We start from the raw sequence: 25873 nt of genomic DNA, 5'->3' as shown, positions 1-25873 counted from the left end.
AAGGGAGTTGCCGGGGCGACTCCTGCGTGGTTAGTTCAGGCCGATCTTGTTGCAGGCGGCCTTGTACTTGGCCGTGCAGATGTCGTCGAGGGTGTAGTAACCCTCCTTGACGACCGTGTCCTTGATGTTGTCCTGGGTCAGGGAGACCACCGGGACGATCACGGACGGGACACCCTTCTCGGTGCCGCTGTCGACCGTGCTGGTCTTCAGGGAGCTGTCGAGCTTGCCCGTCTTGGCGATCGAGACGGCCATCTTGGCGACGGTCTCGGCCTCCGCCGGGTACGACTTGAAGACGCTCATGTACTGGTCGCCCGTGACGATGCGCTGCACACCGGCAAGCTCGGCGTCCTGGCCGGTGACCGGCGGGAGCTTGCTGAGGCCCGCGGCCTTCAGGGCGGTGATGATGCCGCCCGCCATGCCGTCGTTGGCGGAGTAGACGCCGGCGATCTTGCCCTTGCCGATCGCGGAGATGGCGCCTTCCATGTTCTGGTTGGCGTTCTCCGGCTTCCACTCCTTGGTGTCGTAGGACTTGGCGACAGTCACCTTGTCCTTGAGCACGGAGAGGGCGCCCTTCTTGAAGAAGGCGGCGTTCGGGTCGGTGATCGCGCCGTTCATCATGACGATCTTGCTGCTCTTGGTGGCCTTGGAGCCCATGGCCTTGAGGAGCGCCTCGCCCTGCGTCTTGCCGACCTCCTCGTTGTCGAACGAGGTGTACGCGGAGATCGGGCCCTCGGCCAGGCGGTCGTACGCGACGACGGGGATGCCGGCGGCCTTGGCCTTCGTCACACCGCCCGCGACGGCCTTGTAGTCGACCGCGTCCAGGATCAGCACGTCGACCTTCTTGGTGATCATCGTGTCGATCTGCTGGGACTGGACGGTCGCGTCCTGCTTGGCGTTCAGGTACTCGACCTTGCCCTTGCCATTGGTCAGCGTCGAAATCTGCTTCTCAATGATCGGCTTGTCGAACTTCTCGTAGCGCGCGGTCTGGTTCTCCGGCAGCAGCAGGCCGACCGTGATGGCGTCGCCCTTCTTGGAGCTCGCCTTGTCGCCGCTGTCCTTGCCGCCGGACTCCTTGGCGCTGCCGCAAGCGGCGAGAGAGACGGCCATACCAGTGGCACAGAACGCAACGGCGGCACGACGCATACGCGTGTTCACTTCAGAAACCTCCCTGACGAGGCCGCGACGTTGCGGCCGAGGTAGCGGGAAGTCAACTCGGCCGCAACCCCGGCGTCAAGGAGTAAATCCTTAACGAGATGGCAACGGTGTCATGCGTTCTCTAAGTGAAGGCAGGTGCTACCGCGGACAGGGATCCGTCCAAAAGGGTCGAATCGCCCATTTCGCTGAGCGCAAGGGCGAGCGCCCCGAGCACCTCCGCGCGGCCGCCCAACGCCCCTGGAAGGACGGACAGTTGGCGCGCCGCGCTGGGGATCGCATAGCGCCCCACGGACTCCCTGATGGGCCCCAGGACCAGCTCTCCGGCCTCCGCCAGATCGCCGCCGAGGACGACCCGGCTGGGGTTGAGCAGGTTGCAGAGATTCGCGACACCACTGCCGATGTGACGGCCCACGTCGGCGATCACCCGCCGGCACCCCGGGTCGCCGTCCCGCGCGAGCCGCACGACGGACTCCATGGTCAGCCCGGTGCCGTGGCTGGACTCCAGGAGCGGCAGCACGTAGCGCGCCGCGGTGAAGGTCTCCAGGCAGCCGCGGTTGCCGCACCGGCAGACGGGACCCGACTCGTCGAGGGTGATGTGCCCGATCTCGCCCGCGGTCCCGCCCGGGCCCCGGTAGATCTTCCCGCTGATCACGAGCCCGGCGCCGACACCGCTGGCGACCTTGATGTACGCGAGGTCCTTGACGCCGCGCCCGCTGCCCCAGACCAGCTCGCCGAGGGCGCCCAGGTTGGCGTCGTTGTCGACGTGCACGGGCACGCCGAGGCGTCTGCTCATCTCCTCGGCGGGCTTGGTGCCGGTCCAGCCCGGCAGGATCGACGTGGAGCCCAGCGTGCCGCTCTCGACGTCGATGGGGCCGGGTACGCCGAGCCCGACGCCCGCCACCTTCGTACGGTCCACGCCGGTGGCCGCCACGAGCCGCTCGACGAGCTCCTCGGCCCGGTCGAAGCCCTGCGCCGCGGAGGCGTCCACATCGAGGGGTTCGGCCTCCTCGGCGAGCACCTGGTGGGCGAGGTTGCCGATCGCCACCCGCAGGTGGGTGTGGCCGAAGTCGACGCCGATGACGATGCCCGCGTCGCCGCTGAGCGAGACGCTGCGGGCCCGCCGGCCCCCGGCCGAGGTGGGCGTGACCTCGACGGTCCCGCCGTCCTTGAGCTCCCGGACGATGTTGGAGACCGTCGCCGCGGACAGGCCCGTCGTCCTCGCGATCTCCGCCTGCGTGAGCGATCCGGCGAGCCGCACGGCGCGTACGACCCGCTCCAGATTGGCCCGATGCAGCGACGACTGCGACCCCGGAGTCTCCATTGACTCTCCACCCTTAGCCCCTGGCCCGCGTCACACCGGGTGACTGAGCCTTGTACAAGTTATGAACTCCAAACTCCGCTGGATGCACCTATGGCGTCAAGCCCTTGACAGAAATCGGTTCCATCGCCGTACACAGGGGTCGGGCCCCGGAGAGTTGTCTCTCCGGGGCCCGACCCCTGTGCGCAGCGGGTGAAGCAGCGATTACGTGATGGCGTCGGCCGCCGGACCGGCCGAGCGACCCGGCCGGCCGTACGGCGCGACGGTGGGCGTCAGCGGAAGGTGCCCTGCGACACCGAACCGGCGATCCGGCGCTGGAAGATGATGTACACGATCAGCACGGGCACCACCGTGACCACGATCGCCGCGAACAGCCCGCCGTAGTCGATGTCGTAGACCTGCGAGGACGCGTAGGCGGCCATCCCCTGGGTCAGCACCCACTTGTCCTGGTTGGTGTTGAGCGCCACCGGCAGCAGGAACTGGTTCCACAGGCCCAGGAAGTTGAAGATCGCCACCGCGGCCATGCCCGGCTTGGCCATCGGCAGCATCACCTGGAAGAACGCCCGCCAGTCACCGGCACCGTCGATCAACGCGGCCTCGTAGACGTCATGCGGCAGTGACCGGAAGAACGAATAGAGGAAGAACATCGTGAACGGCAGCGCGAACGCGACGTAGGTGAGGATCAGTCCCGGACGCGTGTTGAGGAGACCGAAGTTCTGCAGCTGGAAGAAGAGCGGCACGATCGCCAGGAAGACCGGGAAGGTCAGCCCGGCGAGCATCACGTAGTAGATCAGCCGGCGCCCGGGGAACTCGAACCTGGCCAGGATGTAGGCGCACATCGCGCCCAGCAGCATGACCAGGACCAGCGCGCAGACGACGATGATCACCGAGTTGAGAAAGTACTTCCCGATGTTCGCGTCGGTCCACGCGTGCGCGTAGTTCTCGAACCGCCAGCGTTTCGGCAGGGAGAACGGCGACGACAGGATCTCCTTGGTCGTCTTGAACGACGAGACCAGCACCCACAGCATGGGCACGATCACGATCACGGACCACAGGATCAGCAGGGTGTGCGAGATCACCGCGAACCGGCGGTCGCTGTTCGCGGCGGCGCGCGTCAGCTTGCGGTCACGCGCCGGCTTGCGGTCCGTCGTCTGCTCCCGGTCGGCGACTAGGGCGCTCACTGGGCACCTCCCTTGGCTGCGGCACGCCGAGCCTTGGCCCCGGGCGCTTTCTTTCTGCCCTCGCCCTCGCCGCCGCCGGTCAGGCGGTTGACGAGGAACACCAGCGCCGCGAACACCAGGGTGACGACGGCGAGGACGACCCCCATCGCGGTGGCGAGTCCGAACTGCTGCTTCGCGAAGGCGACGTTGAACAGCCGCTGGCTGATCGTCAGGGTCGAGTTGTTCGGGCCACCGCCCGGCAGCATCGCCTGGACGTAGACGAAGGAGTCGAGCGCGGCGATGCCCAGGTAGATGTAACCCGTCTGCACGGTGTCCCGGATCGACGGCAGGGTGACCGAGAGCGTCATCCGGAACCGGCCGGCTCCGTCGATCCTGGCCGCCTCGTACAGCTCGGCCGGGACGCCCTTGATCGCGGCGATGAAGAGCACCGCGTAGAACCCGACGAGCCCCCAGACGATGACGAACATCAGGGCCGGCATCGCGCTCGCCGTCTCGCCCAGCCAGGCGAACTTGTCGAACCCGTCGAGGCCGAGCCCGGTGAGGACGCCGTTGATCAGGCCGGCGTTCGGGTCGTACATCTGCGCCCAGACCAGGCCGACGATGATCGCCGGCACGACGTAGGGGAAGAACGAGACGATCCGGTAGAACGACGCTCCCTTGATGCCCCGGACGGGGCCCTTGCTGGGACCGCCCAGGGTGACCGCCACCGCGACCCCCAGGGCGAGCGTCAACGTCACCAGCGGCACACAGACCGCGAGGAGCGCGATGTTGCGCAACGCCTTCACGAAGACGTCGTCCTGGAACATCTTGGTGAAGTTGTCCAGGCCGACGAACTCGTAGTCCGGGCTGAAGCCGCGCCAGTCGGTCATCGCCCAGAAGATCGCCTGGACGAACGGGTACAGGACGAAGAGCACGAAGATGGCCAGCGGGACACCGAGGAACGCGAGGAAGAACGTCACCCGGTCGAAGGTGAGCTTGCGGCGCCGGGGCCGCCCACCGCGAGCGGCCGGCGCCGGCCGGCGGCTCGCGGTGTCGGAGATGGTGGTCGTTTCTTTCATCGCGGTGCTAGCTGACCTTGATCTTGTCGACGGAGTCGTCTTCCCTGACCTTGTCGGAGATCTTCTGCAGAGCCGAGGTCAGCCCCTTGGCGTCGATGTCGCCGGAGAGGAACGAGTTCCACGGCACCAGCTGGTCCGTGTTCATCCCGTAAGCCTCGACGAAGTTGTAGGTGAAGATGTTGGTGCCGGCGGCCTCGAGCATCTTCGTCTGCGAGACGAGGGCCGACGACCCGTAACCGTCGGCGGGCACGGTGCCCTTGACGATCGTCGGGGCCAGCTTCGTCTTGGAGAAGTTCGCCGCCGCCTTCTCGGACAGCATCGCCCGCAGCACTTCCTTGCCGCCGCCCGGGTTCTTGCCCTGCTTGGGCACGATGTACGGCTCGCCCGCGGCCGCGCGAATCGCCTCGTAGGGCAGCTTCGGCTTGTCGGTGAGCGTCATCGACGGAAAGCCGGTCATCTGGAAGTCGCCCTTGGTGGCCTTCTTCATCTCGTTCTCGATCCAGCCACCGGACGGGTAGAGCAGCGCCTTCTGGTCGTTGCTCCAGATCGCCTGCGCCTTCTGGAACTGGGTGCCGGAGCCGCCGGGGACGAACATCTTCTGCTTGACCATGGTCTCCATGACCTTGATCACGCCCTGGACGGCCGGGTGCGACCAGCAGCCCTTCTCCAGGTTCTCCAGCGCGAGCCGGACCTCGTCGCCGCCCTCCTTGATCGCCGAGTCGATCAGGAGCGTGCGGTAGTAGGTCGCCGCCTCCTTGCCGTGGACGAAGAGGTACTTGCCCTTCTTCTTCGCCTTCTGGCCGAGGTCGAGCGCCTCGTCCCACGTCTTCGGCGGGGTCCAGCCGTTCGCCTCGAACAGCGTCTTCGAGTACCAGACGCCGTAGACCGTCATCACGTAGTTGAGCGCGACGAACTTGTCCTTGAACGTGCCGGGGCCCTTGACGCCGGGGTAGACGATGTCGGCGATCTTCTTGCCCTCGTAGGTGTTGGCCTCGAAGACGTCGTCGAGCTCCTCGAGCTGGTCGAGGATGCCGAGGAAGCCGATCTGGTCCTCACCGGAGTTGTCGATGAGGTCCGGCGGGTTGCCGCCGACGAAGCGGGGCTGGAGCTCCGGGGCGATGTCGACGACCGGCTTGACCTGGACCTTGAGGCCCTTGACCTGGCTGCCGACGACCTGGTTGGTGTAGTCGACGTAGTCGGTGCCGTAGCCGCCGTCGAAGATGGCCGCGTCGACCTTGGAGTTCTTGGCGACGCCGAACGGGTTCGTGGCGCTCTTCTCGCCCTTGGGGCCACCGCCGCCATCGCCCTTGCCGGAGGGAGAGCCACACGCCACCGCGAACGAACCCATCGCCGCGGTTGCGATCGCCCCGCGCAGGAGCGTCCGCCTGTCAAGAGAGCCGGCACGAATGGTCATCTCTGCATCCTCACTGATCGGTTGGAGCTGTACGGTTTGCTGCGTGTTCGGCTGCCGGGCCGGGGTGGCCCCGTGCTTGCCGCACTTCTCTTTGAGCGCGTCCTGGTGTGGGTCTCCGCCTGGGAGTTCGGCGGAGATGCACATCGGGGCGTTTCGCCGTCGTCTCGGAGCCGCTCAGCGGCACCGATGGTGATCAGCTGAGCGATGTGGGAAAAGCGGTCGCCGGGGCCGCGGTGGGAGCGACAGTCGCGCTCCGCTCGATCAGATCGCGATGGCCTACGCCGGGGTTGGATCCCATGCTCAAGTCCTCGCCTTCTCCAGGACTCAGGCGGTGAACCGGATCCTCCCCGGCACCGCGGTGACGTGCTGTGTTGTGCCCCTGCTGAGGGGGGAACGCAGATGGAGCTGGGTAGTGCGTGAGGACCGGGGTGCGCGGGGGAGACACGGATGCGGGGACGCTTGAGCCACCCCCTGCCGTTTCCCCCCGTCCCCCGGGCCCGGCCTCGGTCTGTGTGCGATCCGGGCCAGACGCCGACAGGTATAGTCCACTTCACGTCAACTGGGCAAGATCGAATGCCGGTTTGGACGGCGTTCTTTCCCGAGTTGAGACCTCTCGGATATATGAGGCGCCCATGAGCGGCCCCTGCGCGCCCTGGACGACCGATGACCTCGCTCAATGGATGGTCGCGCCAGTCTTCTCGCCCCCCGCGTCGCACACGCCGAGTTCAACACCCTTGACACCACAGGCGACTTACCTCCCTACTGGACCCTGCGCTGCAACTGACAACGTTGTCTCACGCCGGGAGGGTGCTCGCGAATGGACGGCAGATCCAGACACAGACTCAAGGCCACGGCCGCCCTGGGGGCGGCCTCACTCGCGCTCGTCGCCGCCGGTCAGGGGGCGTCCGCCGCGTCCCCCGGCCAACAGCCACGCGCCGACCGCGAGTTCAGCTCCTCGTTCGAAACGGGCGATCCCGCCCCCACCTGGCTGAACACGGTGGATACCACCGCGGACGGGACGAAGCGGTCGTCCGGGGTCGACGGCGGCGACAGCGGCGGATTTCCGGGCAATGTCAACAGCCATGTCACGGAGGTCCGCGCCAGCGACGAGAACACGGGCGGCGGTGAGACCAAGGAGAACCTCGTCGACGGTGAGTCGAGCACCAAATGGCTCTCCTTCGAACCGACGGCCTGGGTCGAGTACGACCTGGACGCACCGGCCAAGATCACGACGTACGCCCTGACGTCGGCCAACGACCACGCCGAACGCGACCCGAAGGACTGGACGCTCAAGGGTTCCACCGACGGCAAGGAGTGGACGACGCTCGACACCCGCACCGGGGAGAGCTTCGCCGACCGCTTCCAGACCAAGAAGTACGACCTCCAGAGCCCGGCCGAGTACCAGCACTTCAGGATCGAGTTCACCAAGAACAACGGCGCGGGCGACGCCACGCAGCTCGCCGACCTCCAGCTGGCCACCGCCGACACCGGCTCGCCCACGCCCGACGACATGCTCTCCCTCGTGGACAAGGGCCCCAGCGGCTCCCCCACCGCGAAGGCGGGCGCGGGCTTCACCGGCAAGAAGGCCCTGCGCTACGCGGGCACGCACAAGGCCGACTCGCGCGCGTACTCGTACAACAAGGTCTTCGACGTCGACGTGGCCGTCGCCCGCGACACGGAGCTCTCGTACAAGATCTTCCCGTCGATGGCGGACGGCGACCGCGACTACGACGCCACGAACGTCTCCGTGGACCTCGCCTTCACCGACGGCACCTATCTGAGCGACCTGAAGGCCACCGACAGCAACGGCGGGCTGCTGACGCCGCAGGGCCAGGGCGCGGCCAAGCGGCTCTACGTCAACCAGTGGAACGCCGTCGCCTCCTCCATCGGCTCGGTCGCGGCCGGCAAGACCGTCGACCGGATCCTGGTCGCGTACGACTCCCCGAAGGGCCCGGCGAAGTTCCGCGGCTGGGTCGACGACATCGCGCTGAAGGCCGCGAAGCAGGAGCCGCCGAAGGCGCATCTGTCGGACTACGCGGTCACGACGCGCGGCACGAACTCCAGCGGCGGCTTCAGCCGCGGCAACACGTTCCCGGCCACCGCGGTCCCCCATGGCTTCAACTTCTGGACGCCGGTGACCAACGCCGGCTCGCTCAGCTGGCTCTACGACTACAGCCGCGACAACAACGCGGACAACCTGCCGACGATGGAGGCGTTCAGCGCCAGCCATGAGCCCAGTCCCTGGATGGGCGACCGGCAGACGTTCCAGATGATGCCGTCGGCGGCGTCCGGCACCCCGGACACCTCGCGCGCCGGCCGCGCGCTGCCGTTCAAGCACGAGAACGAGACGGCCCGCCCCTACTACTACGGGGTGCGCTTCGAGAACGGCCTCAAGGCCGAGATGACGCCGACCGACCACGCGGCGATGCTGCGGTTCACCTACCCCGGTGACGACGCGAGCGTGATCTTCGACAACGTCTCCGACCAGGCGGGCCTCACGCTCGACAAGGACAAGGGCATCGTCACCGGCTACTCGGACGTGAAGTCCGGGCTGTCCGCGGGCGCGACCCGGCTCTTCGTCTACGGCGTCTTCGACACCCCGGTCACCGGCGGCGACTCCACCGGCCCCAAGGGCTACCTCCGCTTCAAGCCGGGCGCCGACAAGACGGTCACCCTGCGCCTCGCGACGTCCCTGATCGGCATCGACCAGGCCAAGGCGAACCTCGCGCAGGAGCTGCCGTCCGGCTCGTCGTTCACGTCCGTACGGGACAGCGCCCGCGCGCAGTGGGACAAGCTCCTCGGCAAGGTCGAGGTGGAGGGCGCCACGGCCGACCAGCGCACCACCCTCTACTCGTCCCTGTACCGGCTGTACCTGTACCCCAACTCCGGCTTCGAGAAGGTCGGTTCGAAGTACCAGTACGCGTCGCCGTTCTCGCCGATGCCGGGCCCGGACACCCCGACCCACACCGGCGCGAAGATCGTCGACGGCAAGCCGTACGTCAACAACGGCTTCTGGGACACGTACCGCACGACCTGGCCGGCGTACTCGCTCCTGACGCCGAAGAAGGCGGGTGAGCTCGTCGACGGGTTCGTGCAGCAGTACAAGGACGGCGGCTGGATCTCGCGCTGGTCGTCGCCGGGCTACGCGGACCTGATGACCGGCACGTCGTCGGACGTGGCGTTCGCCGACGCGTACGTCAAGGGCGTCAAGTTCGACGCGGAGGCGGCGTACAAGGCGGCTGTGAAGAACGCGAGCGTCGTGCCGCCCGCGGCCGGCGTCGGCCGCAAGGGCATGCAGACGTCGCCGTTCCTCGGCTACACGAGCACGGACACCCACGAGGGTCTGTCCTGGGCGCTCGAGGGATACCTCAACGACTACGGCATCGCGCAGATGGGCCAGGCCCTCTACAAGAAGACCGGCGAGAAGCACTACAAGGAGGAGTCGGAGTACTTCCTCAACCGGGCCCGCGACTACGTGAACATGTTCGACCCCAAGGCGGGCTTCTTCCAGGGCAAGAGCGAGAAGGGCGACTGGCGCGTCGAGTCGTCGAAGTTCGACCCGCGCATCTGGGGCTACGACTACACGGAGACCAACGCCTGGGGTTACGCCTTCACCGCACCGCAGGACTCGCGCGGGCTCGCCAACCTCTACGGCGGCCGCGACGGCCTCGCCAAGAAGCTCGACACGTTCTTCGCCACCCCGGAGACGGCGACGAACGACGTCGCGGGCTCGTACGGCGGCGTCATCCACGAGATGACGGAGGCGCGTGACGTCCGGATGGGCATGTACGGCCACTCGAACCAGGTGGGCCACCACATCACGTACATGTACGACGCGGCGGGCCAGCCGTCCAAGACGCAGGAGAAGGTCCGCGAGGTCCTCTCCCGCCTCTACACGGGCAGCGAGATCGGCCAGGGCTACCACGGCGACGAGGACAACGGCGAGCAGTCGGCCTGGTACCTCTTCTCCTCGCTCGGCTTCTACCCGCTGGTCATGGGCAGCGGCGAGTACGCCATCGGCTCCCCGCAGTTCACGAAGATGACGCTGCACCTGGAGAACGGCAAGGACCTCGTCGTCAAGGCTCCCAAGAACAGCGCGAAGAACATCTACGTGCAGGGCCTGAAGGTCAACGGCAAGAACTGGACGTCGACGTCGCTGCCGCACTCGGTCGTCGCGAAGGGCGGGGTCCTGGAGTTCGCCATGGGGCCGAAGCCGTCCACGTGGGGCACCGGCAAGAACGCGGCGCCGGTCTCGATCACACAGGACGACAAGGTGCCGTCGCCGCGCAAGGACGCCATCACGGGTTCGGGTCCGCTGTTCGACAACTCCTCGGCGACGAGCGCGAGTTCGGAGTCGGTGGAGCTGCCGGTCGGCACCGACGGCGCGAAGGCCGTGCAGTACACGCTGACGTCGGACGACAGGGCGAAGGCCCCGGCGGGCTGGAAGCTGGAGGCCTCGGCCGACGGCTCGACGTGGAAGACGCTGGACCAGCGGTCCGGCGAGTCCTTCTCCTGGGACAAGCAGACGCGGGCGTTCTCGGTGAGCCGGCCGGGCACGTACAAGCACTACCGGCTGGTGTTCGCCGGTGGGGCCGCGACGCTGGCGGAGGTGGAGCTGCTCGGCTAGAACCTGCCTTGAATTGCGATGGCGCCGCTGAACTCAGCGGCGCCATCACGCATTTAATTACGTGGACAGGGCCTCGTCGGCCCGTCTAATGTCTGGCCCGAACCGTGACGCAGCCCGAGGAGGTGGGACCCATGACCGCAGTACGTATGTGGGTGCTCCTCCCTTTCCCACGGTCGGTCGGCTGACATAGGTCGCCCGGGAGCGCCTGGACAAGGTGATCCCGAAAGGCAGAGACCTATGAACACAACACTGATCACGCGCGTCGCCGACAGGCAGTGGCACGCGCTGGAGGACGACCAGGTGGTCGGCCGGGGCGAGGCATGGCCCCGGTACGACGGACGGCTGTTCCTCAGTATCGACACCTGGCAGGACGCGGCGTTCGAGCAGCTGACCGATGCCATGCTCGCGGACCTGCCGAGGCCGCTGTACACGATCGTCGACGACTCCGACGTGGACCTCAGGTCCCGGTGGGAACGCGCCGGTTTCACGGTCCGGCGCCGCGAGTGGCTGTACCGCGTACCCACCGACCCGCAGGTCACGGGACTCGGCTCGGCGTATCCGCCGTCGGGCGTGACGATCCTTCCCCCCGGTGAGTCGGAGAAGGATCCCCTGCGCGCCCTCGACCGCGCGATCCGGGACGAGGTCGAGTCCTCCGTCGGCTGGCAGGAGATGCCGGCCGAGGTGCTGCCACGCCTGGACGACGCCACCGTCGTGGACCCGACGAAGTACACGATCGCGATGGACGTGGAATCCGGCGAGTACGTGGGACTGCTCCGGATCGCGCCGGTGCCACGCCAGCCACGGCTCGGCCTCGTCGCGGTCCGGGCCGACCGGCAGCGGTCGGGCATCGCCCGGTCGCTCCTCGCCGAAGCCCTCGGCTCCCTGCACCGGTCCGGGGTCCGGACGGCGACGGCCGAGGTCGGCGAACGGAACCTCGCCGCCTCGGAGCTCTTCGACAAGATCGGCGCCGAGCGCGTCGGCGCCAACCTGGAGGTCGTACTTCACTCATGACGAAGACAAACCCTGGAATCGAGATCGAGGGCACCGTCGTCGAGTGCTTGCGCAACGCCACGTTCCAGGTGGAACTGGCGAGCGGGCACAAGGTACTCGCGCACATCAGCGGCAAGATCCGGAAGAACTACATCAAGATCCTGCCGTTCGACCGGGTGCTCGTGGAGGTCAGCCCCTACGACCTGACGCGCGGCCGGATCATCTTCCGTTACCGGAACTGACACCGGCACACCACCGGTCACTTCCGCCAGAAGAGGTGATGGGTCACGGTGCCGCCCGGGCTGGGCACGACGTCCACGTGGAACCGGTCGCGCAGCTCGTCGGGCGACTCCCACAGCCGCGTCCCCGACCCGAGTTTCACCGGCGACACCGCCACGTGCAGGGTGTCGACGAGGTCCGCGTCGAGGAACTCCCGGATGACGCTCGCCCCGCCGCCGAGCCGCACGTCCTTGCCCCCGGCCGCCGCCCTCGCCTGTTCGAGGACGGTGGCCGGGCCGGCGTCCACGAAGTGGAACGTGGTGTCGGACAGGGTGATCGACGGCCGCGGGTGGTGGGTCATGACGAACACGGGCGTGTGGAACGGCGGTTCGTCGCCCCACCAGCCCTGCCACTCCAGGTCCTGCCAGGGCCCGCGCTGCGGCCCGAACTTGTTGCGCCCCATGATCTCGGCGCCGATGTTGTGGTGGAAATCGCGGACGAGGTAGTCGTCCAGGCCCCGGCTGCCCCCGGGATCCGTACGGTTGGGCCAGCTCGCCGTGGCCCCGCACCACGCGAACATCTCCCCCGGTTCGGCGTGCCCGAACGGCCGCTCCAGACTCTGCCCCTCCCCGGCGCCGAACCCGTCACTGGAGACGTTGAAGTTCTGGACCTTCAGCAACTGCGTCACGCGTTCCTCCTGGGGTTGGGGTGACATCGGTACGACTCTCGCCGCCGCCAGAACTCATCGCCGCGGGGGCGCGCCGGGCCGTGGCCAGTTCGCACCACACCACCTTTCCGGGGTCCCGCTCCCCCACGCCCCACTTGTCCGCGAGCGTTTCCACGAGGAGCAGGCCCCGGCCGCCCTCGGCGTCACCGGTGGTTTCGTCGTCCGGTCGCGGCACGGCCGGTACGCCGTCGCCGCTGTCGTGGACCTCGACGCGGACCCCGTCCTCGTACGGCAGTACACGCAGGAGGAAGCCGCGGCCGGGCGGGACGCCGTGGACGAGGGCGTTGGTGGTGAGTTCACTGACGCAGAGCAGGATGTCGTCCGCCCGCTCCTCCGTCACACCCCAGTCGGCGAGCGCCTCGCGCGTGAACTCCCTTGCGACGGGGACCGATTGGCGTTCTCGGCGGTAGAAGCGCTCACGGAAGGTTTCCTCGGTCATAGGTTCCATGGCGCGAATATCGCGCACGGTGATTCACTGACAGCAGTACGTGAACCCCGACAGATCTTTTGTCGGGGTCCGAGTGGGGTCGAGTGAGAGTGGGGGCGGGGAGATTGACCGTCATGAGCCCCGGAAAGCGCCCGCCCAAGAATCCGTCGGCGATGAGGATGGTCGGTCAGCTCGTCGCCCTCTTCCGGAAGGCCGCCGGGATGACCCAGGCGGCGCTGGGCGAGCGGCTGATAGTCACAGAGGCGACCATCGCGTCGATCGAGCAGGGCAGGCGGCCACTGTTGCCGGATCTGGCCCGAGAGATGGACCAACTGCTCGACACGAAGGGGGCGTTAGCCGTTGCCGTGGCCAATCTCCCAGAGATCGACCAGTATCCGCTGTTCGCAGAGCAGTACATGGCGCATGAGCGGGAGGCCATTGCGTTGTCCTGGTACGACGCCTTGGTGATCCCAGGTCTGCTCCAGACCTCGGAGTACGCCCGAGCGCTGCTGGCACAACGCGTGCCCGCGTACGACGAGGACGAGGTCGCGACCAAGGCTGCAGGCCGTGTCGAGCGGCAGCAGATCCTTCACCGCAAGGCCCCGCCGACCATGAGCTTCATCGTCTGGGAACCCACGCTCAGGATGGCCTTCACCGAACCGGCCGTGCGTTCAGCTGAGTTGGGGTTCCTGCGCGAGTGCACCGGCCTGCCCGGCCTGACCTTGCAAGTGCTCCCCCTCGATGCCCCGGAAAACGCCGGGGACGCGGGTCCCTTCATCCTCCTGGAGACCCCGGACCATCAGCACCTTGCGTACACCGAGTCCCAACGGGGCAGCCAGTGGGTTTCCGCCCCGGACGAGGTGTCCATCCTGGCGCGCAAGTATGCGATGCTGCGATCACAGGCCCTCACCCCCAAGGCAACCCAGGGCCTGTTGGACCGGCTGCTAGGAGAGTCATGAGCACCGCACCACTGAACTGGTTCAAGTCGAGCTACAGCAGCAGTGAAGGCGGCGCCTGCGTCGAGGTCGCCACCCACCCCACCGCCGTCCACGTCCGCGACTCCAAGAACCCCGAGGGGCCTCACTTCACGGTCGCCCCGGAGGCCTGGGCCGCGTTCCTGGCCACCAGCGGAACCGGAAGCGCCCCCGCGTAGTAGGGGTAGAGCCAGAGGCCCCCGGCACCGGCCTCAAGTTCCGTGCGGCGAAGGCCGCGATGCGGGGGCGCAGGGTGGGGAGCCAGCGGGCGATGGCCTGCGGATCACGCCGGCGTCGGCTTCGGGTCCGGTGAGGCCGGACATGTGGTCGAGCCAGGGGTCGATGGAGCCCGTCGCATGGGCGATGCCCTCGACGAGTTCGGTGCACCACTCAAGTGGGCGGCTGGTCGTGGTCACCGCGAGGGTCCACCGACGGCGCGAAGGCCGTGCAGTACACGCTGACGTCGGACGACAGGGCGAAGGCCCCGGCGGGCTGGAAGCTGAAGGCCTCCGGCCGACGGCTCGTCGTGGAAGACGCTGGATCAGCGGTCCGGCGAGTCCTTCTCCTGGGACAAGCAGACGCGGGCGTTCTCGGTGAGCCGGCCGGGCACGTACAAGCACTACCGGCTGGTGTTCGCCGGTGGGGCCGCGACGCCGGCGGAGGTGGAGCTGCTGTCGTGACGGAGTGAGTGCCGCGCTCAACGGGCGGGGCGGGACCGGCAGTTGCCGGCCCGCCCCGCCCGCCTTCGTGGGGTCAGCGGAGCTCGCGCACGCCTGCGACGAGGAGCCCGACCAGCCGGTCGCGCGTCGTAGCGGGGGGTCGTTCTCGGCGCCGATGCAGAGGATTCCGATGCCGCGCACGAGCTGGGGCCGGCGGTGCGACCGGCGCCGCTCAGGAAGGGCAGGCGCCCGCCTTGTCACCGCGGTAAGTGCGGTACACCGGCGGCGACTTCGCGGATGTGGACGGGAACTCGACGATCGGGACGGGCTTGCAGACCGCCCACTGGTCGTTCTCGCCCGGGCCCGTGAAGCCGTACGTGCCGCCGGCGCCCACCAGACAGCCGGCGCAGTCGTTTCCGTCGATGGTCGAGATGGTCAGCGTGCTGTACACGTCCTTGGCCGTGGGGAGCCGGGCGGGTTCCCGGGTCTGCGTCCCGCCCTCGTTGACCTCGCTGTACGTGCGGTCCACCGCGCCGGCGAGCAGGGTGAAGCCGTCGTAGTACATCGCCGCGTAGCCGTCGGAGAGCGGCGACGACCCCACACCGTAGGCCTTGTCGATCTTCTGGAAGCGGGCCAGGAAGGCGGCGGAGCCGCGGGGCGGGGAGTTCTCGCCCTTCGCCCAGTCGGGGTCGTAGGCGGAGGCGTCCACGATCGTCGTGTTGGTGGTGTGCAGGCTGCGCACGGTGGACGGGGTGGTGAGCGTGGGCTCCAGGCCGACGCCGATCTTCAGGATGCGCAGCTGCTGACTCCGGTCACAACTGCCTTCGTTCGCCAGGCGGTTGATGAACGCGGGCAGGTCCTGGTCCCGGCCCGCGAAGAAGACCGTGTCGGCCTTGTCACGGCATATCTTCTCGGCCGCGTCGGCGAACCGCCGCGGGATGCCCTGGTCGTCGCCGGACGAGCCGATGAAGTGGGAGTTGTTGGCGTCCAGGTCGTAGGCGGTGCCGAAGCGCTTCTCGAAGACGGCCCGCAGGTCCTGCGAGTAGACGTCGTCCTCGCGGCTGTCCCAGACGAGGAAGCCTCGGCTCTTGCCGGGGTGTTCTTTGAGGTACTCGCCGAGAGCCCGGGCGAACTGCTCGTTGTTGGGGGACGTCTTGAAGAAGTAGCGGGAGTTCATCGAGGCCGCGGTGATCACGGGGCCCACGGTGGGAATGGAGCGGCGGGAGAGCTCGGCGACCGCCTTGCGGGTGTGGATCGTGCTGCTGGGGATGCCGGTCACACCGACCAGTGGCGCTTCCTTGTCCCGGGTCAGTTCACCGAGCCGGTCGACGACGTCCTGCCACTGGTCGAGGTCGCGGCCGTCGGGGGCGAGGAGCAGCTGGTAGTGGGGGCCACTGGCGCTGTTCGCCTGCTGCTGCGCCGCGAGCGCGCCGGCCAGAGCGCGCCGGATCATCTCGCGGGTCATCGCGCTGGTGGAGTCCGAGGTGAACGGCATCATCAGCGCGATCCGCGCGTACGGGATGCGGGCCGACTGGCCCTGCGGGTCGTCCCATTGGCGCTTCACGCGCGCGTTTTCGTCCGCCACGGCACGGAGCATGCTGTCGACGGTGTCGTCGCCCGTCTCGAAGGCCCGGTCGGTGACGCCGACGCAGTCGTCCCCGCGCTTGTCCATGCCGTCGCCGCACGGGCCGGGGCGGGTCTGCTGCCACGCGACGAAGCCACCGGTCAGGACGAGTACGACGACCAGGGCGACGCACCAATCCAGCGGACCCCACTCCTTGGGTCGGCCACTGAACATCATGATCCTTCGATGGCGGGGATGGGCAGGGGCTGTCTCTTGCGGGCGGCGGGCGGCCAGTCGCGGGCGGCCCTGCCGAGCGCCGCGTACCACGTGGGGTGGCGCCGGGAGAGGAAGCCCAGTTCATCACCGACCGCCTGGCACAGGGTCTCGGCGTCGGGGTCGATGGCCGCGTCGGCGTACGGCTCGGACAGGTACCACAGGGCGTGCAGCAGGCGGTTGATGCCGCGACCCGCCTCGTCGAGGTGGGTGTAGCGGGAGGCGTGCTCGCCGAGCGCGATCTGTACGCGCTCGTCGGTCCATGGGGCGGCGCCGTCCGGTGCGCTGTCGGCGGGCGGGGTCGGGGCCGAGGCACAGCGCCGCAGGCAGAGCAGCCAGTGCTCGACGCTCTGCTCGGCCTCCTCGGCGTCGAACTCGTCGGCCAGCATGTCCACGACCTGCGCCGCGTTCCCGGTGGCCAGGCTGTGCCGCAGCGCATCGGCCTCCTCGGTGTCGGCGCGCTGTACGTGGTGCAGGTGCAGGAAGCGGTGGATCTGGTGCCAGCTGTGCGGCTCGCCCGCCGGGGGCGAGGTGCGGCGAGCCTCGTGAACGAGGAGCGTCTGAAGCAACGCGTGGTCCACCAAGGGCACTTCGGGGGGGACGGGGCGCTGCCACTGGCGCTCGACGAGGTACTGGGCCGCCGCGTTCACGGGCAGTTGCTCCGGCCCGTCCAGGGCCAGGTCCTCGGCGAGCGCCGCCGCGGCCTGGTGGTCCCTGGCCAGACACAGCACGACCAGGCGGTCGCGCTGGCGGCGGTCGGGCAGCAGGTCCTCCAGGAGCACCTGAGTGACGGGCCGCCCACTCTCCGTCTCCAGGTCGAGCAGGTCCTTGGGCGTGACGGTGCGGTGCTCCCCCGCGGCGTGCACCACCGCGTCGCAGAGCAGCTTTCCGGCCAGCGGGTGCCCGCCGGTCAGGGCGTGCAGTGCGGAGGCCAGGTGGGGGTGGAGCAGCCGGGAGGAGGCCCGGTCGAGCATGGCCAGGACGTCGTCGCGGCCGAGCGGGGTGAGCGGCACGACGAGCAGACCGGCCGACGGGTCGTGGCCGGTGCGCTGCCAGACCTGGGCGGCGTGGTCGCCCTGCGGGCCGCCCGCAGGAGGCAGCAGGTCGGCGAGTTCCCTGCGTACGGCGTGCGGGGCCTCGTCCTCGGGGAGGTCGCCGAGGCGGGCGGCGACGACGGTGATGCGGTCGCGGCCGGGCCGCTGCGGCGCGGCGCGGTGTTCGAGGAGCAGGTCCAGGAAGCGCTGCCCTGCGGGGGTGTGCGCCTCGTCGAGCAGGATGAGTGGCCAGGGGTCACGGTTCAGGAGGTGCACCCAGCCATAGGCCGCGCCGACTTCCTGGAGGAAGGCCGCCATGAGGTCGGACTCGACAGCGCGCCGGTAGTCGCCGCCGCGGTGGAAGCGGCGGCCGAGCTGCACCAGCGGGTCCCGGCCGCCGTCGGCTCCCTCCGCACCGTCGCCGCCTGCGGCATCGTCGGCGAGGGGGTGCCGCTTGGCGTACCACCGGCGGGCTGCGCCCGCTGGGCGCAGAGCGTCGAGTTCGCGCAGGACGGCCCGGGTGACCGGCAGGGAGTCTGCCTCCTCGGCGGCGTCGGCCGCGCCGTCGGCGTGCGCCGCGACGGACGCCTCCACCTGCGCGGACCACTCGCGTGCCACGTCGCGCTCGTCGCCGGTACGCAGGCCGCAGGCGATCAGCAGGCGGGCGTGGCGAGCGCAGAGGGCGTCCCGCTCCTCGACGTCGCCGGCGTGCCAGCCGGTGACGGCGAACAGGCCGGGGACCAGCACGGGGAACCGGGCGAGCGTGGGGGTGAACGCGCACACCAACCGCTCGACGATCTCCACCAGGTCGGCGGCACCTGCCGGTTCGGGACCGCCCGCCGGGGCGGGCCGTGCGGCGTCCGGTGCGGTGGTGGTGCCCGCGGGCACCACGCGCACATGGGCGAGGGCGAGTCTGCGGTGGTAGTGCCGGGCGAGCCCGTCGAGGACGGCGCTGCGGCCCGTGCCGTGCTGACCGGTGATCAGGACGACGGGCACATCGTCGCCGAACTCCCGCTTCCTGCGGGCCCGTTCGTCGTAGGCGAGGCCGGTGAGGGCGGGGACGAGGGAACGCACCAACGGGTCGCGCGCGTACAGAAATGGCACTGGCGACCTGCCCATCAGAAGTGTCCCGGTTCCCCTCGGTGTGCACAACTGCCTCTCGTACCACCGAACTTACCGGCGTAATGGATCTCTCGCCAGAGGATCACGCGGGCGGTCGCGGTCCGGAAGGGCAGGGCAGTGCGTCAGGAAAGTGCGTCAAGGTGCGTCAAGGCGGCGCGTCAGGGATGCGGATATATCTCCAGGTCGACTCCGTCGGGCAACTCCTCGGCCCCGCTCACGTTGCGCGCGTAGGCGAGCCGCACCCGGCGCAGTGCGCTCATGCCCTTCAGCGGCGCCAGGTCTATGTCGGTGCCCTGGGTGAGGTGGAGCTCCGACAGGCCGGGCAGCCAGCGGGCGATGCGCCGCAGCGACACGGATGACCCGGGTTTCGCGTACACGTAGAGGTGGGTGACCGCGGATATCTGCGCGCGCTGGCCGAACAACAGCACGCTCAGCTGCTCCGGCGACACGGTCAGCGTGCGCAGCGTCGTCAGGGTGGCGAGGGTCTTGCCCCAGTCGTCGGGGAGCAGCTTGTCGCCGGCCTCGTGCAGGCGCAGTTCCCTCAGCGCCGTGCAGCGGGCGAGCTCGGCCAGCTCCACGGTGCCCTGGGGCAGCGCGAGGACCCGCAGCCGGTCGAGGAAGGGCAGTTCGGCGAGGCCGCGCCAGGGTACTTGGGGCCCCAGGTGCAGGGCGTCCAGGCCGGGGCAGCCCGCCAGGTCGGACAACGCCTCGAACTGCGGCAGGTCGGCGAGGGTGAGGCCGCGCAGCCCGGGCAGCCGGGTGAGCGGGGCGGGGTCCGTGAGGTTGCGGCAGCCCTGCAGGGTGAGTTCTTCCAGGGCGCCGAAGTCGTCGAGCAGCGTCAGGTCGCGCAGCTGCCGGGCTCCGCGCAGTCGCAGTTCGCGCAGCCGGGCCGGGTCGAGAGCGGCTCGGACGGCCTCCGGGTCGAAGTCGCCGTGGATACCCACTCGTTCGCAGCCCGGCATCGCGGCGAGGGCGGCGAGCTCGGCCGCCGAGCGCACGGTGACCGACTCGGCCGGGGAGGTGGCCAGCAGCGGCCGGATGATCTCCTCGGCGTAAGTGTCGGTGTCGAACCGGTCCCAGTGACCGAGGAGTTGAGCGCGTACGGCCGACTGGCGGGTGTCGAGGAACTCGCGCAGCCGGGGGATGGCGGAGTCCCCGCCGATCTGGCAGATGGCGTGGACCGTGGCGAGTTCCTCATCGCCGTCGAGTGCGTCGGCGCGCGGCAACAGGCCGAGCAGGAGGGGCCCCGTGCGTGCGAGAACCCGGGCCTGGCGCAGGCTGCGCGGTGGCAGCATGCGCGCGGCCTCGGCCTCGATGGTCTGCCGCACGGCGGGTTGCAGACGGGTCGCCTGCTCCAGGGAGGCGAGGGCGAGGAGACGTAACCGGGCCCGGACGGTGTCGTCCTTCTCCCGGTTGCCGCGGTCGCTCAGCCGCATCAGCAGATCGGCGCGCCCGTTGTGGTCGGCCTGCGCGACGGCCATCTGGACCACGTCCTCCCAGTGATCGACATGAGCGTTCCTCACCAGCATGCCGAAGTCACGCTCCTCCAATACAGCCTTGGCGCCCAGGTAGTCCTGAAACGTGCGATGGATGAAGTCCACGGCGCCCGCGACGGGTTCGCGCAGCAGACCGGAGCGTTCGAGCAGGTACTGGAGGGCGTCCTCGGGTTCTCCGAGGCTGTCCAGGCTGGGCACTTGGGGCTGGAGGCGGCGCATCACGTCCACGGCGTCGTCCCGCTCGATCTGGGTGCGCTCGTTGCGGATCAGCCAGTACGCGAGGCGCTTGAGAGGCTCGGTGGCGGCCTCCTCGTCCAGCTCGGGTCCGCCGCCGCGTCCGTACAACTCCCTTTCCATGTCGCGCCGCTCCAGCAGCATGGACAGCGCGGCCTTGTAGAGGGCGGCGCGGCCGCGCGGCAGGAATCCGCGGCGCTCGCGGTGCAGGGCGCAGATCAGGCTGCACATCAGCGGGTTGGTGGCGAGCCTGCTCAGGCCGGGGCTCGCGCGCAGCGCCTGGATCAGCTCGTCGCCGAGTCCCGGGCGCGCGTCGGCCGCCTCGTGCCAGCGGCCGATGAAGCTGCGCAGGTCGGCCGGGCGCAGCGCGTCGAGGGTGAACTCGTGGAAGTCCTCCCGCCGCAGCCAGCCGGGTCCGAGCGCGGAGGGACGGGTGGTGGCCAGCCACAGGTTGCCGGGGAAGATGCCGAGGAGCTCGCGCAGCCAGTTCCGGGTGCGGGTGCGGTCGGCCTTGGGGATCTCGTCCAGGCCGTCGACGAGGATCAGGCCGCGGCCGTTCTGCAGCACGCGGGTGGCCCAGCCGTCGGGTTCGGTGCCGACCAGCGGGCAGTCCATCCAGCGCAGGAAGTCGTCGGGCAGCGGGAGCCCTGCGCCTTCGCGGGCGAGGTTGCGCAGCGGGAGCACGAAGGGGACGCGGCCCAGGAGCTGCGGCAGGTTGCCGGGCACGCTGTCCTGCCGCGCGGTGGTGAGCGCGAGCCACTGCACGAGGGTCGTCTTTCCGGTGCCGGCCAAGCCGTGCAGCAGGACGCGGCCGCGGGTGGCGAGGGCCTCCTCGACGCTCTCCTCCAGTCCGCTCTCCGGCTCGTCGCCGGGATCGTCGGACTCGCTGCCGGGGGCCGGGGCGGCGACGGCGCGCAGACTCAAGTAGGCGGTGTCCAGGGGCCATTCCAGGCCTCCGGGGTCGCGCAGGTCGACTCCGTAGATGGTGAGAGTGCCGTGTCGCCGGACAACGTACTGCGCGTAACTCTCCTCGAATCGCCCGTCGAGGGTGGCCCGGTCGTCGCCCGACACCCTGCGCAACACGACCTCCAACGTCCGGTGGACGTCGCGCAGTTCGCGGGCGTCCGCGAGCCGCGCCCGGGCGTCGAACCCAGGCCGCTGCGTGAAGAACCGCACCAGGTGCACACAGGCCGTCTCCAGGAGGCGGTCGTGGAAGAGGGCCGCGTCCCGGGTCAGGAGCCGGCGGGTGTCGGGGCCTGCCTGCCGGGACAGCGCGGCGGCCAGCTTCTCGGGCCCCATGAGGAAGATCTGTACGTCGTCCATGTCCAGCTCGCCGAAGGCGAACAGGGTCCGGGTCAGGGCCTGGCCGACGGCGTCGTGCTCGTCGTCCTCGACGGGCCGCTCGTGGGGACCGGCCGCGCGCACCGCACGCCGCACCAGCTCCCGGGCGAGCCGGTGCAGATCGTCCCGGCTGACGGTGGGGTGGTCCCCCACGAAGGACAGCAGGCCCTGGATGCGCACGGGCCCTTCGGTGAACTCGGCTCCCGGGGCCTTGGGCGGGGGCAGCACGAGCCGCTTCAGCAACGGCACCACCACCGCCGACGCGATCCGCAGTCCCACTGTCCCCGGATCCACTGCCCACCCCCGTCGGCCACCTGCGTCGGCGTACGTTTCTCGACGCGCATACGTCACGGAACGCCTTCCACCATAAGGGCAGGCATCAAGAGTCGAATCAAGTGCCGTACAGCCGTGGGGAGTTCAGGCCAATCGAACGCCGGACCTCGTCTCGCTTCCGCCGGAACGGTTGGCCCGGCACCTCATCGCCGCGCGCGACGCGCCATGTCCGCCCGCGACGTCCCCACAGGCCCGCGCAGCAGTCGTGCGATCCCCGCACCGAGCCTCAGACCCATCCCCTGATGCCACACCCCCTCAACGGGCGCGACGGGGAGGGTGGTTGTTCCGGACCCGCGCGGGAGCCCCCGAAGGAGTGAGGGCGGACGGAGGTTCGCAATTGATCGAACCTGACCTTCGCACGACAGAGAGGTATGATGGAAGTAGAACCTGGGCGACGGTCGGGACGAAGGGACACACCATGCCGGACGAGGACGGCCACCCCACACCGGCCGAGATGGACCTGCGCACGATCCTGCACGCACTCGCCGACCCGCTGCGCTTCGGGGTGATCGCCCAGTTCCTGAGAGAACCGGCGGACACCGAACACACCTGCGCCTACTTCGAACTGCCCGTCTCCAAGTCGACGACCTCGCACCACTTCAAGGTGATGCGCGAGGCGGGCCTGCTGCGCATGGTCGACCACGGCAACAGCCGCACGGCCGTCCTGCGCCGGGCCGAGCTGGACAAGCGCTTCCCCGGCCTGCTCGGCCTGGTGCGCGCCGAGGCCTGACGCACGCGAAGGGCCGCACCCCCGAAAGCTCGGGGATGCGGCCCAACCGCCTTGCCGGACCGCTTACTTCCGGATCAGGCTGCGGAGCACGTACTGCATGATGCCGCCGTTGCGGTAGTAGTCCGCCTCACCGGGGGTGTCGATGCGGACGACCGCGTCGAACTCCACACCGGTGTCGGTGGTGACCTTGACCGTGCGCGGCGTGGTGCCGTTGTTGAGCTCCTCGACGCCGGTGAAGGAGAAGGTCTCCTCGCCGGTCAGGCCGAGGGACTCGGCCGAGGCGCCCTCCGGGAACTGGAGCGGCAGGACGCCCATGCCGATGAGGTTCGAGCGGTGGATGCGCTCGTACGACTCGGCGATGACGGCCTTGACGCCGAGGAGCGCGGTGCCCTTGGCGGCCCAGTCGCGGGACGAGCCGGAGCCGTACTCCTTGCCGGCCAGGATGGCCAGCGGGGTGCCCTGCTCGATGTAGTTGCGCGAGGCGTCGTAGATGAAGGAGACGGGGGCGCCGTCCTTCGTGAAGTCGCGGGTGTAGCCGCCCTCGGTGCCCGGCGCGATCTGGTTGCGCAGGCGGATGTTGGCGAACGTGCCGCGGATCATGACCTCGTGGTTGCCACGGCGCGAGCCGTAGGAGTTGAAGTCACGGCGCTGGACGCCGTGCTCCGTGAGGTACTGGCCGGCCGGGGTGTCGGCCTTGATCGCACCGGCCGGGGAGATGTGGTCGGTGGTGACCGAGTCGCCCAGCTTGGCGAGGACGCGCGCGCCCGTGATGTCGGAGACCGGGGTGGTCTCCATCGTCATGCCCTCGAAGTACGGGGGCTTACGGACGTAGGTGGACTCGGTGTCCCACTCGAAGGTGTTGCCGGTCGGGATCGACAGGGCCTGCCACTGGGCGTCGCCCGCGAAGACGTCCTGGTAGGACTTGTTGAACATGTCCTCGCCGATGGAGTTGGCGACGACGTCGTTGACCTCGGCCTCCGTCGGCCAGATGTCCGCGAGGTAGACCGGCTTGCCGTCCTGGTCGATGCCCAGGGCGTCCTTGGTGATGTCGACCTTCATCGAACCGGCGATGGCGTACGCGACGACCAGCGGCGGGGACGCCAGGTAGTTCATCTTGACGTCGGGGTTGATGCGGCCCTCGAAGTTGCGGTTGCCGGACAGGACCGACGTGACCGCCAGGTCGTGCTCGTTGACCGCCTTCGAGACCTCCTCGGGCAGCGGGCCCGAGTTGCCGATGCAGGTGGTGCAGCCGTAGCCGACGAGGTTGAAGCCGACCTTGTCCAGGTACGGCGTCAGACCGGCCTTGTCGAAGTAGTCGGTGACGACCTTCGAGCCCGGGGCGAGGGTGGTCTTGACCCACGGCTTGCGGGTCAGGCCCTTCTCCACGGCCTTCTTCGCGACGAGCGCGGCGGCGACCATCACGTACGGGTTCGACGTGTTGGTGCAGGAGGTGATCGCGGCGACGGTGACGGCGCCGTGGTCGATCTCGTACGTCGAGCCGTCGGGGGCCGTGACCAGGGTCGGGCGCGACGGGACGCCGTTGGTGGCGGCCGGGGAGTCGGAGGCCGGGAAGGACTCCTTGCCCGCCTCGTCGTCGTCCTCGACGTAGTTGCGCACGTCGAGCGCGAACTGCTGCGCGGCGTTCGCGAGGACGATGCGGTCCTGGGGGCGCTTCGGGCCGGCGATGGAGGGGACGACCGTGGAGAGGTCGAGCTCCAGCTTCTCGGAGAAGTCGGGCTCGGCGGCCGGGTCCAGCCAGAGGCCCTGCTCCTTGGCGTACGCCTCGACGAGCGCGACCTGCTGCTCGTCGCGGCCCGTCAGCTTCAGGTACTTCAGCGTCTCGTCGTCGATCGGGAAGATCGCGGCGGTGGAACCGAACTCCGGCGACATGTTGCCGATGGTGGCGCGGTTCGCCAGGGAGGTGGCGGCGACGCCCTCACCGTAGAACTCGACGAACTTGCCGACGACGCCGTGCTTGCGCAGCATCTCGGTGATCGTGAGCACGAGGTCCGTGGCGGTGGTGCCGGGCTTGAGCTCACCGGTGAGCTTGAAGCCGACGACGCGCGGGATGAGCATGGAGACCGGCTGGCCGAGCATCGCGGCCTCGGCCTCGATACCGCCGACGCCCCAGCCGAGGACGCCCAGGCCGTTGACCATCGTGGTGTGCGAGTCGGTGCCGACGAGGGTGTCGGGGTAGGCAACACCGTTACGGACCATGACCGTACGGGCCAGGTGCTCGATGTTGACCTGGTGGACGATGCCGGTGCCCGGGGGGACGACCTTGAACTCGTCGAAGGCGGTCTGGCCCCAGCGCAGGAACTGGTAGCGCTCCTTGTTGCGGCCGTACTCCAGCTCGACGTTCTGGCCGAAGGCGTCGGCGGTGCCGAACTTGTCGGCGATGACGGAGTGGTCGATGACCAGCTCGGCCGGGGCCAGCGGGTTGATCTTGGCCGGGTCGCCGCCGAGCTCCTTCACGGCCTCACGCATGGTGGCGAGGTCCACGACACAGGGCACACCGGTGAAGTCCTGCATGATCACGCGGGCGGGCGTGAACTGGATCTCCTGGGACGGCTGGGCCTGGGAGTCCCAGCTGCCGAGCGCACGGATGTGGTCGGCGGTGATGTTCGCGCCGTCCTCGGTGCGGAGCAGGTTCTCAAGGAGAACCTTCAGGCTGTAAGGGAGGCGCGCGGAGCCCTCGACCTTGTCCAGCTTGAAGATCTCGTACGACTCGTCGCCCACGCGCAGCGTGCTGCGGGCGTCGAAGCTGTTCGCCGACACGACAGTCTCCTTCATATATGTGCGCGTTCCACCGCATCCTGCCGCCACGACGATTCCGCCGATCCGCTAAGGTAAGGCTAAGTTAGGTAACCCTTACCGAGCCTGGCGACTGCGGTGTGCCTCTGTAGATATCTCGATGTCGAGATAACTCTAATACATGAGGCCGGACTGGTCATGCCCGGCCTTGGCCGAGCCGTCCCGCCGCACCACCGGCGGACC

17 protein-coding genes and 1 pseudogene are annotated in these 25873 nt (G+C 69.0%); 7 read left to right on the top strand and 11 right to left on the bottom strand.

The annotated features are described in order from the left end of the window. Positions 1 to 30 precede the first annotated feature (30 nt). From ACWIGU_RS33945 to ngcE, 5 genes are all read right to left on the bottom strand, one after another. On the bottom strand, positions 31 to 1155 hold the full coding sequence (locus ACWIGU_RS33945) for a substrate-binding domain-containing protein (protein ID WP_454405501.1): 1125 nt from the start codon (positions 1153 to 1155) through the stop codon (positions 31 to 33). A 121-nt stretch (positions 1156 to 1276) separates the two neighbouring features. Next, the gene (locus ACWIGU_RS33940) at positions 1277 to 2476 is read right to left on the bottom strand and encodes an ROK family transcriptional regulator (protein WP_454405500.1); all 1200 of its coding nucleotides are present in this window, start codon (positions 2474 to 2476) and stop codon (positions 1277 to 1279) included. A 269-nt stretch (positions 2477 to 2745) separates the two neighbouring features. Continuing rightward, positions 2746 to 3654, bottom strand: coding sequence for a carbohydrate ABC transporter permease (locus ACWIGU_RS33935; protein WP_454405499.1), 909 nt, complete (start codon positions 3652 to 3654; stop codon positions 2746 to 2748). Then, positions 3651 to 4712, bottom strand: a complete 1062-nt coding sequence (locus ACWIGU_RS33930; RefSeq protein WP_454405498.1) for a carbohydrate ABC transporter permease — start codon at positions 4710 to 4712, stop codon at positions 3651 to 3653. The genes ACWIGU_RS33935 and ACWIGU_RS33930 overlap by 4 nt, the downstream gene beginning before the upstream one ends. Before the next feature lie 7 nt (positions 4713 to 4719). Next, a complete protein-coding gene (gene ngcE, locus ACWIGU_RS33925) occupies positions 4720 to 6126 on the bottom strand; it encodes an N-acetylglucosamine/diacetylchitobiose ABC transporter substrate-binding protein (RefSeq protein WP_454405497.1) in 1407 nt (468 codons plus the stop codon). 817 nt (positions 6127 to 6943) lie between these two features. Here ngcE and ACWIGU_RS33920 point away from each other — a divergent pair. The 3 genes from ACWIGU_RS33920 (at position 6944) to infA (ending at position 11985) form a co-directional block, all read left to right on the top strand. Further along, on the top strand, positions 6944 to 10753 hold the full coding sequence (locus ACWIGU_RS33920; protein WP_454405496.1) for a GH92 family glycosyl hydrolase: 3810 nt from the start codon (positions 6944 to 6946) through the stop codon (positions 10751 to 10753). 237 nt (positions 10754 to 10990) lie between these two features. Then, complete coding sequence (locus ACWIGU_RS33915; protein ID WP_454405495.1) at positions 10991 to 11764, top strand: GNAT family N-acetyltransferase; 774 nt, start codon at positions 10991 to 10993, stop codon at positions 11762 to 11764. Continuing rightward, the gene (gene infA / locus ACWIGU_RS33910) at positions 11761 to 11985 is read left to right on the top strand and encodes a translation initiation factor IF-1 (RefSeq protein WP_116508753.1); all 225 of its coding nucleotides are present in this window, start codon (positions 11761 to 11763) and stop codon (positions 11983 to 11985) included. Before ACWIGU_RS33915 ends, infA begins: the two co-directional genes overlap by 4 nt. 17 nt (positions 11986 to 12002) lie before the next feature. On the opposite strand, the gene ACWIGU_RS33905 is transcribed toward infA, so the two are convergent. Both ACWIGU_RS33905 and ACWIGU_RS33900 read right to left on the bottom strand, forming a co-directional pair. Further along, positions 12003 to 12650 carry a dihydrofolate reductase family protein gene (locus ACWIGU_RS33905; protein WP_454405494.1) on the bottom strand — a complete coding sequence of 216 codons (648 nt, stop codon included), beginning with the start codon at positions 12648 to 12650 and terminating at the stop codon, positions 12003 to 12005. Further along, positions 12607 to 13128 carry an ATP-binding protein gene (locus tag ACWIGU_RS33900; RefSeq protein WP_454405493.1) on the bottom strand — a complete coding sequence of 174 codons (522 nt, stop codon included), beginning with the start codon at positions 13126 to 13128 and terminating at the stop codon, positions 12607 to 12609. The genes ACWIGU_RS33905 and ACWIGU_RS33900 overlap by 44 nt, the downstream gene beginning before the upstream one ends. Before the next feature lie 122 nt (positions 13129 to 13250). On the opposite strand from ACWIGU_RS33900, the gene ACWIGU_RS33895 reads away from it, so the two are divergent. The 3 genes and pseudogenes from ACWIGU_RS33895 to ACWIGU_RS33885 form a co-directional block, all read left to right on the top strand. Further along, positions 13251 to 14075: a helix-turn-helix domain-containing protein gene (locus ACWIGU_RS33895; protein WP_454405492.1), complete on the top strand. Its 825-nt coding sequence runs from the start codon at positions 13251 to 13253 to the stop codon at positions 14073 to 14075. Next, entirely contained in the window at positions 14072 to 14269 is a 198-nt protein-coding gene (locus ACWIGU_RS33890; protein ID WP_454405491.1) for a DUF397 domain-containing protein, read from the top strand. Before ACWIGU_RS33895 ends, ACWIGU_RS33890 begins: the two co-directional genes overlap by 4 nt. 254 nt (positions 14270 to 14523) lie before the next feature. After that, positions 14524 to 14770: pseudogene (locus tag ACWIGU_RS33885) on the top strand (hypothetical protein); the annotation flags it as partial. A gap of 211 nt (positions 14771 to 14981) precedes the next feature. On the opposite strand, the gene ACWIGU_RS33880 reads toward ACWIGU_RS33885, so the two are convergent. From ACWIGU_RS33880 to ACWIGU_RS33870, 3 genes are all read right to left on the bottom strand, one after another. Beyond that, complete coding sequence (locus tag ACWIGU_RS33880; RefSeq protein ID WP_454405490.1) at positions 14982 to 16550, bottom strand: ABC transporter substrate-binding protein; 1569 nt, start codon at positions 16548 to 16550, stop codon at positions 14982 to 14984. Then, positions 16547 to 18724: an ATP-binding protein gene (locus tag ACWIGU_RS33875; RefSeq protein WP_454405489.1), complete on the bottom strand. Its 2178-nt coding sequence runs from the start codon at positions 18722 to 18724 to the stop codon at positions 16547 to 16549. The genes ACWIGU_RS33880 and ACWIGU_RS33875 overlap by 4 nt, the downstream gene beginning before the upstream one ends. Before the next feature lie 176 nt (positions 18725 to 18900). Beyond that, positions 18901 to 22107, bottom strand: coding sequence for an NACHT domain-containing protein (locus ACWIGU_RS33870; RefSeq protein WP_454405488.1), 3207 nt, complete (start codon positions 22105 to 22107; stop codon positions 18901 to 18903). Positions 22108 to 22564: 457 nt separating this feature from the next. On the opposite strand from ACWIGU_RS33870, the gene ACWIGU_RS33865 reads away from it, so the two are divergent. Beyond that, on the top strand, positions 22565 to 22876 hold the full coding sequence (locus tag ACWIGU_RS33865; RefSeq protein ID WP_454405487.1) for an ArsR/SmtB family transcription factor: 312 nt from the start codon (positions 22565 to 22567) through the stop codon (positions 22874 to 22876). 63 nt (positions 22877 to 22939) lie between these two features. Here the strand turns inward: ACWIGU_RS33865 and acnA are convergent, their stop codons facing one another. Beyond that, a complete protein-coding gene (gene acnA, locus ACWIGU_RS33860; RefSeq protein ID WP_454405486.1) occupies positions 22940 to 25654 on the bottom strand; it encodes an aconitate hydratase AcnA in 2715 nt (904 codons plus the stop codon). Positions 25655 to 25873: the final 219 nt, after the last annotated feature.

The organism is Streptomyces sp. NPDC055400, from assembly GCF_053644375.1.
This window is presented reverse-complemented; position numbering and strand designations above follow the sequence as displayed.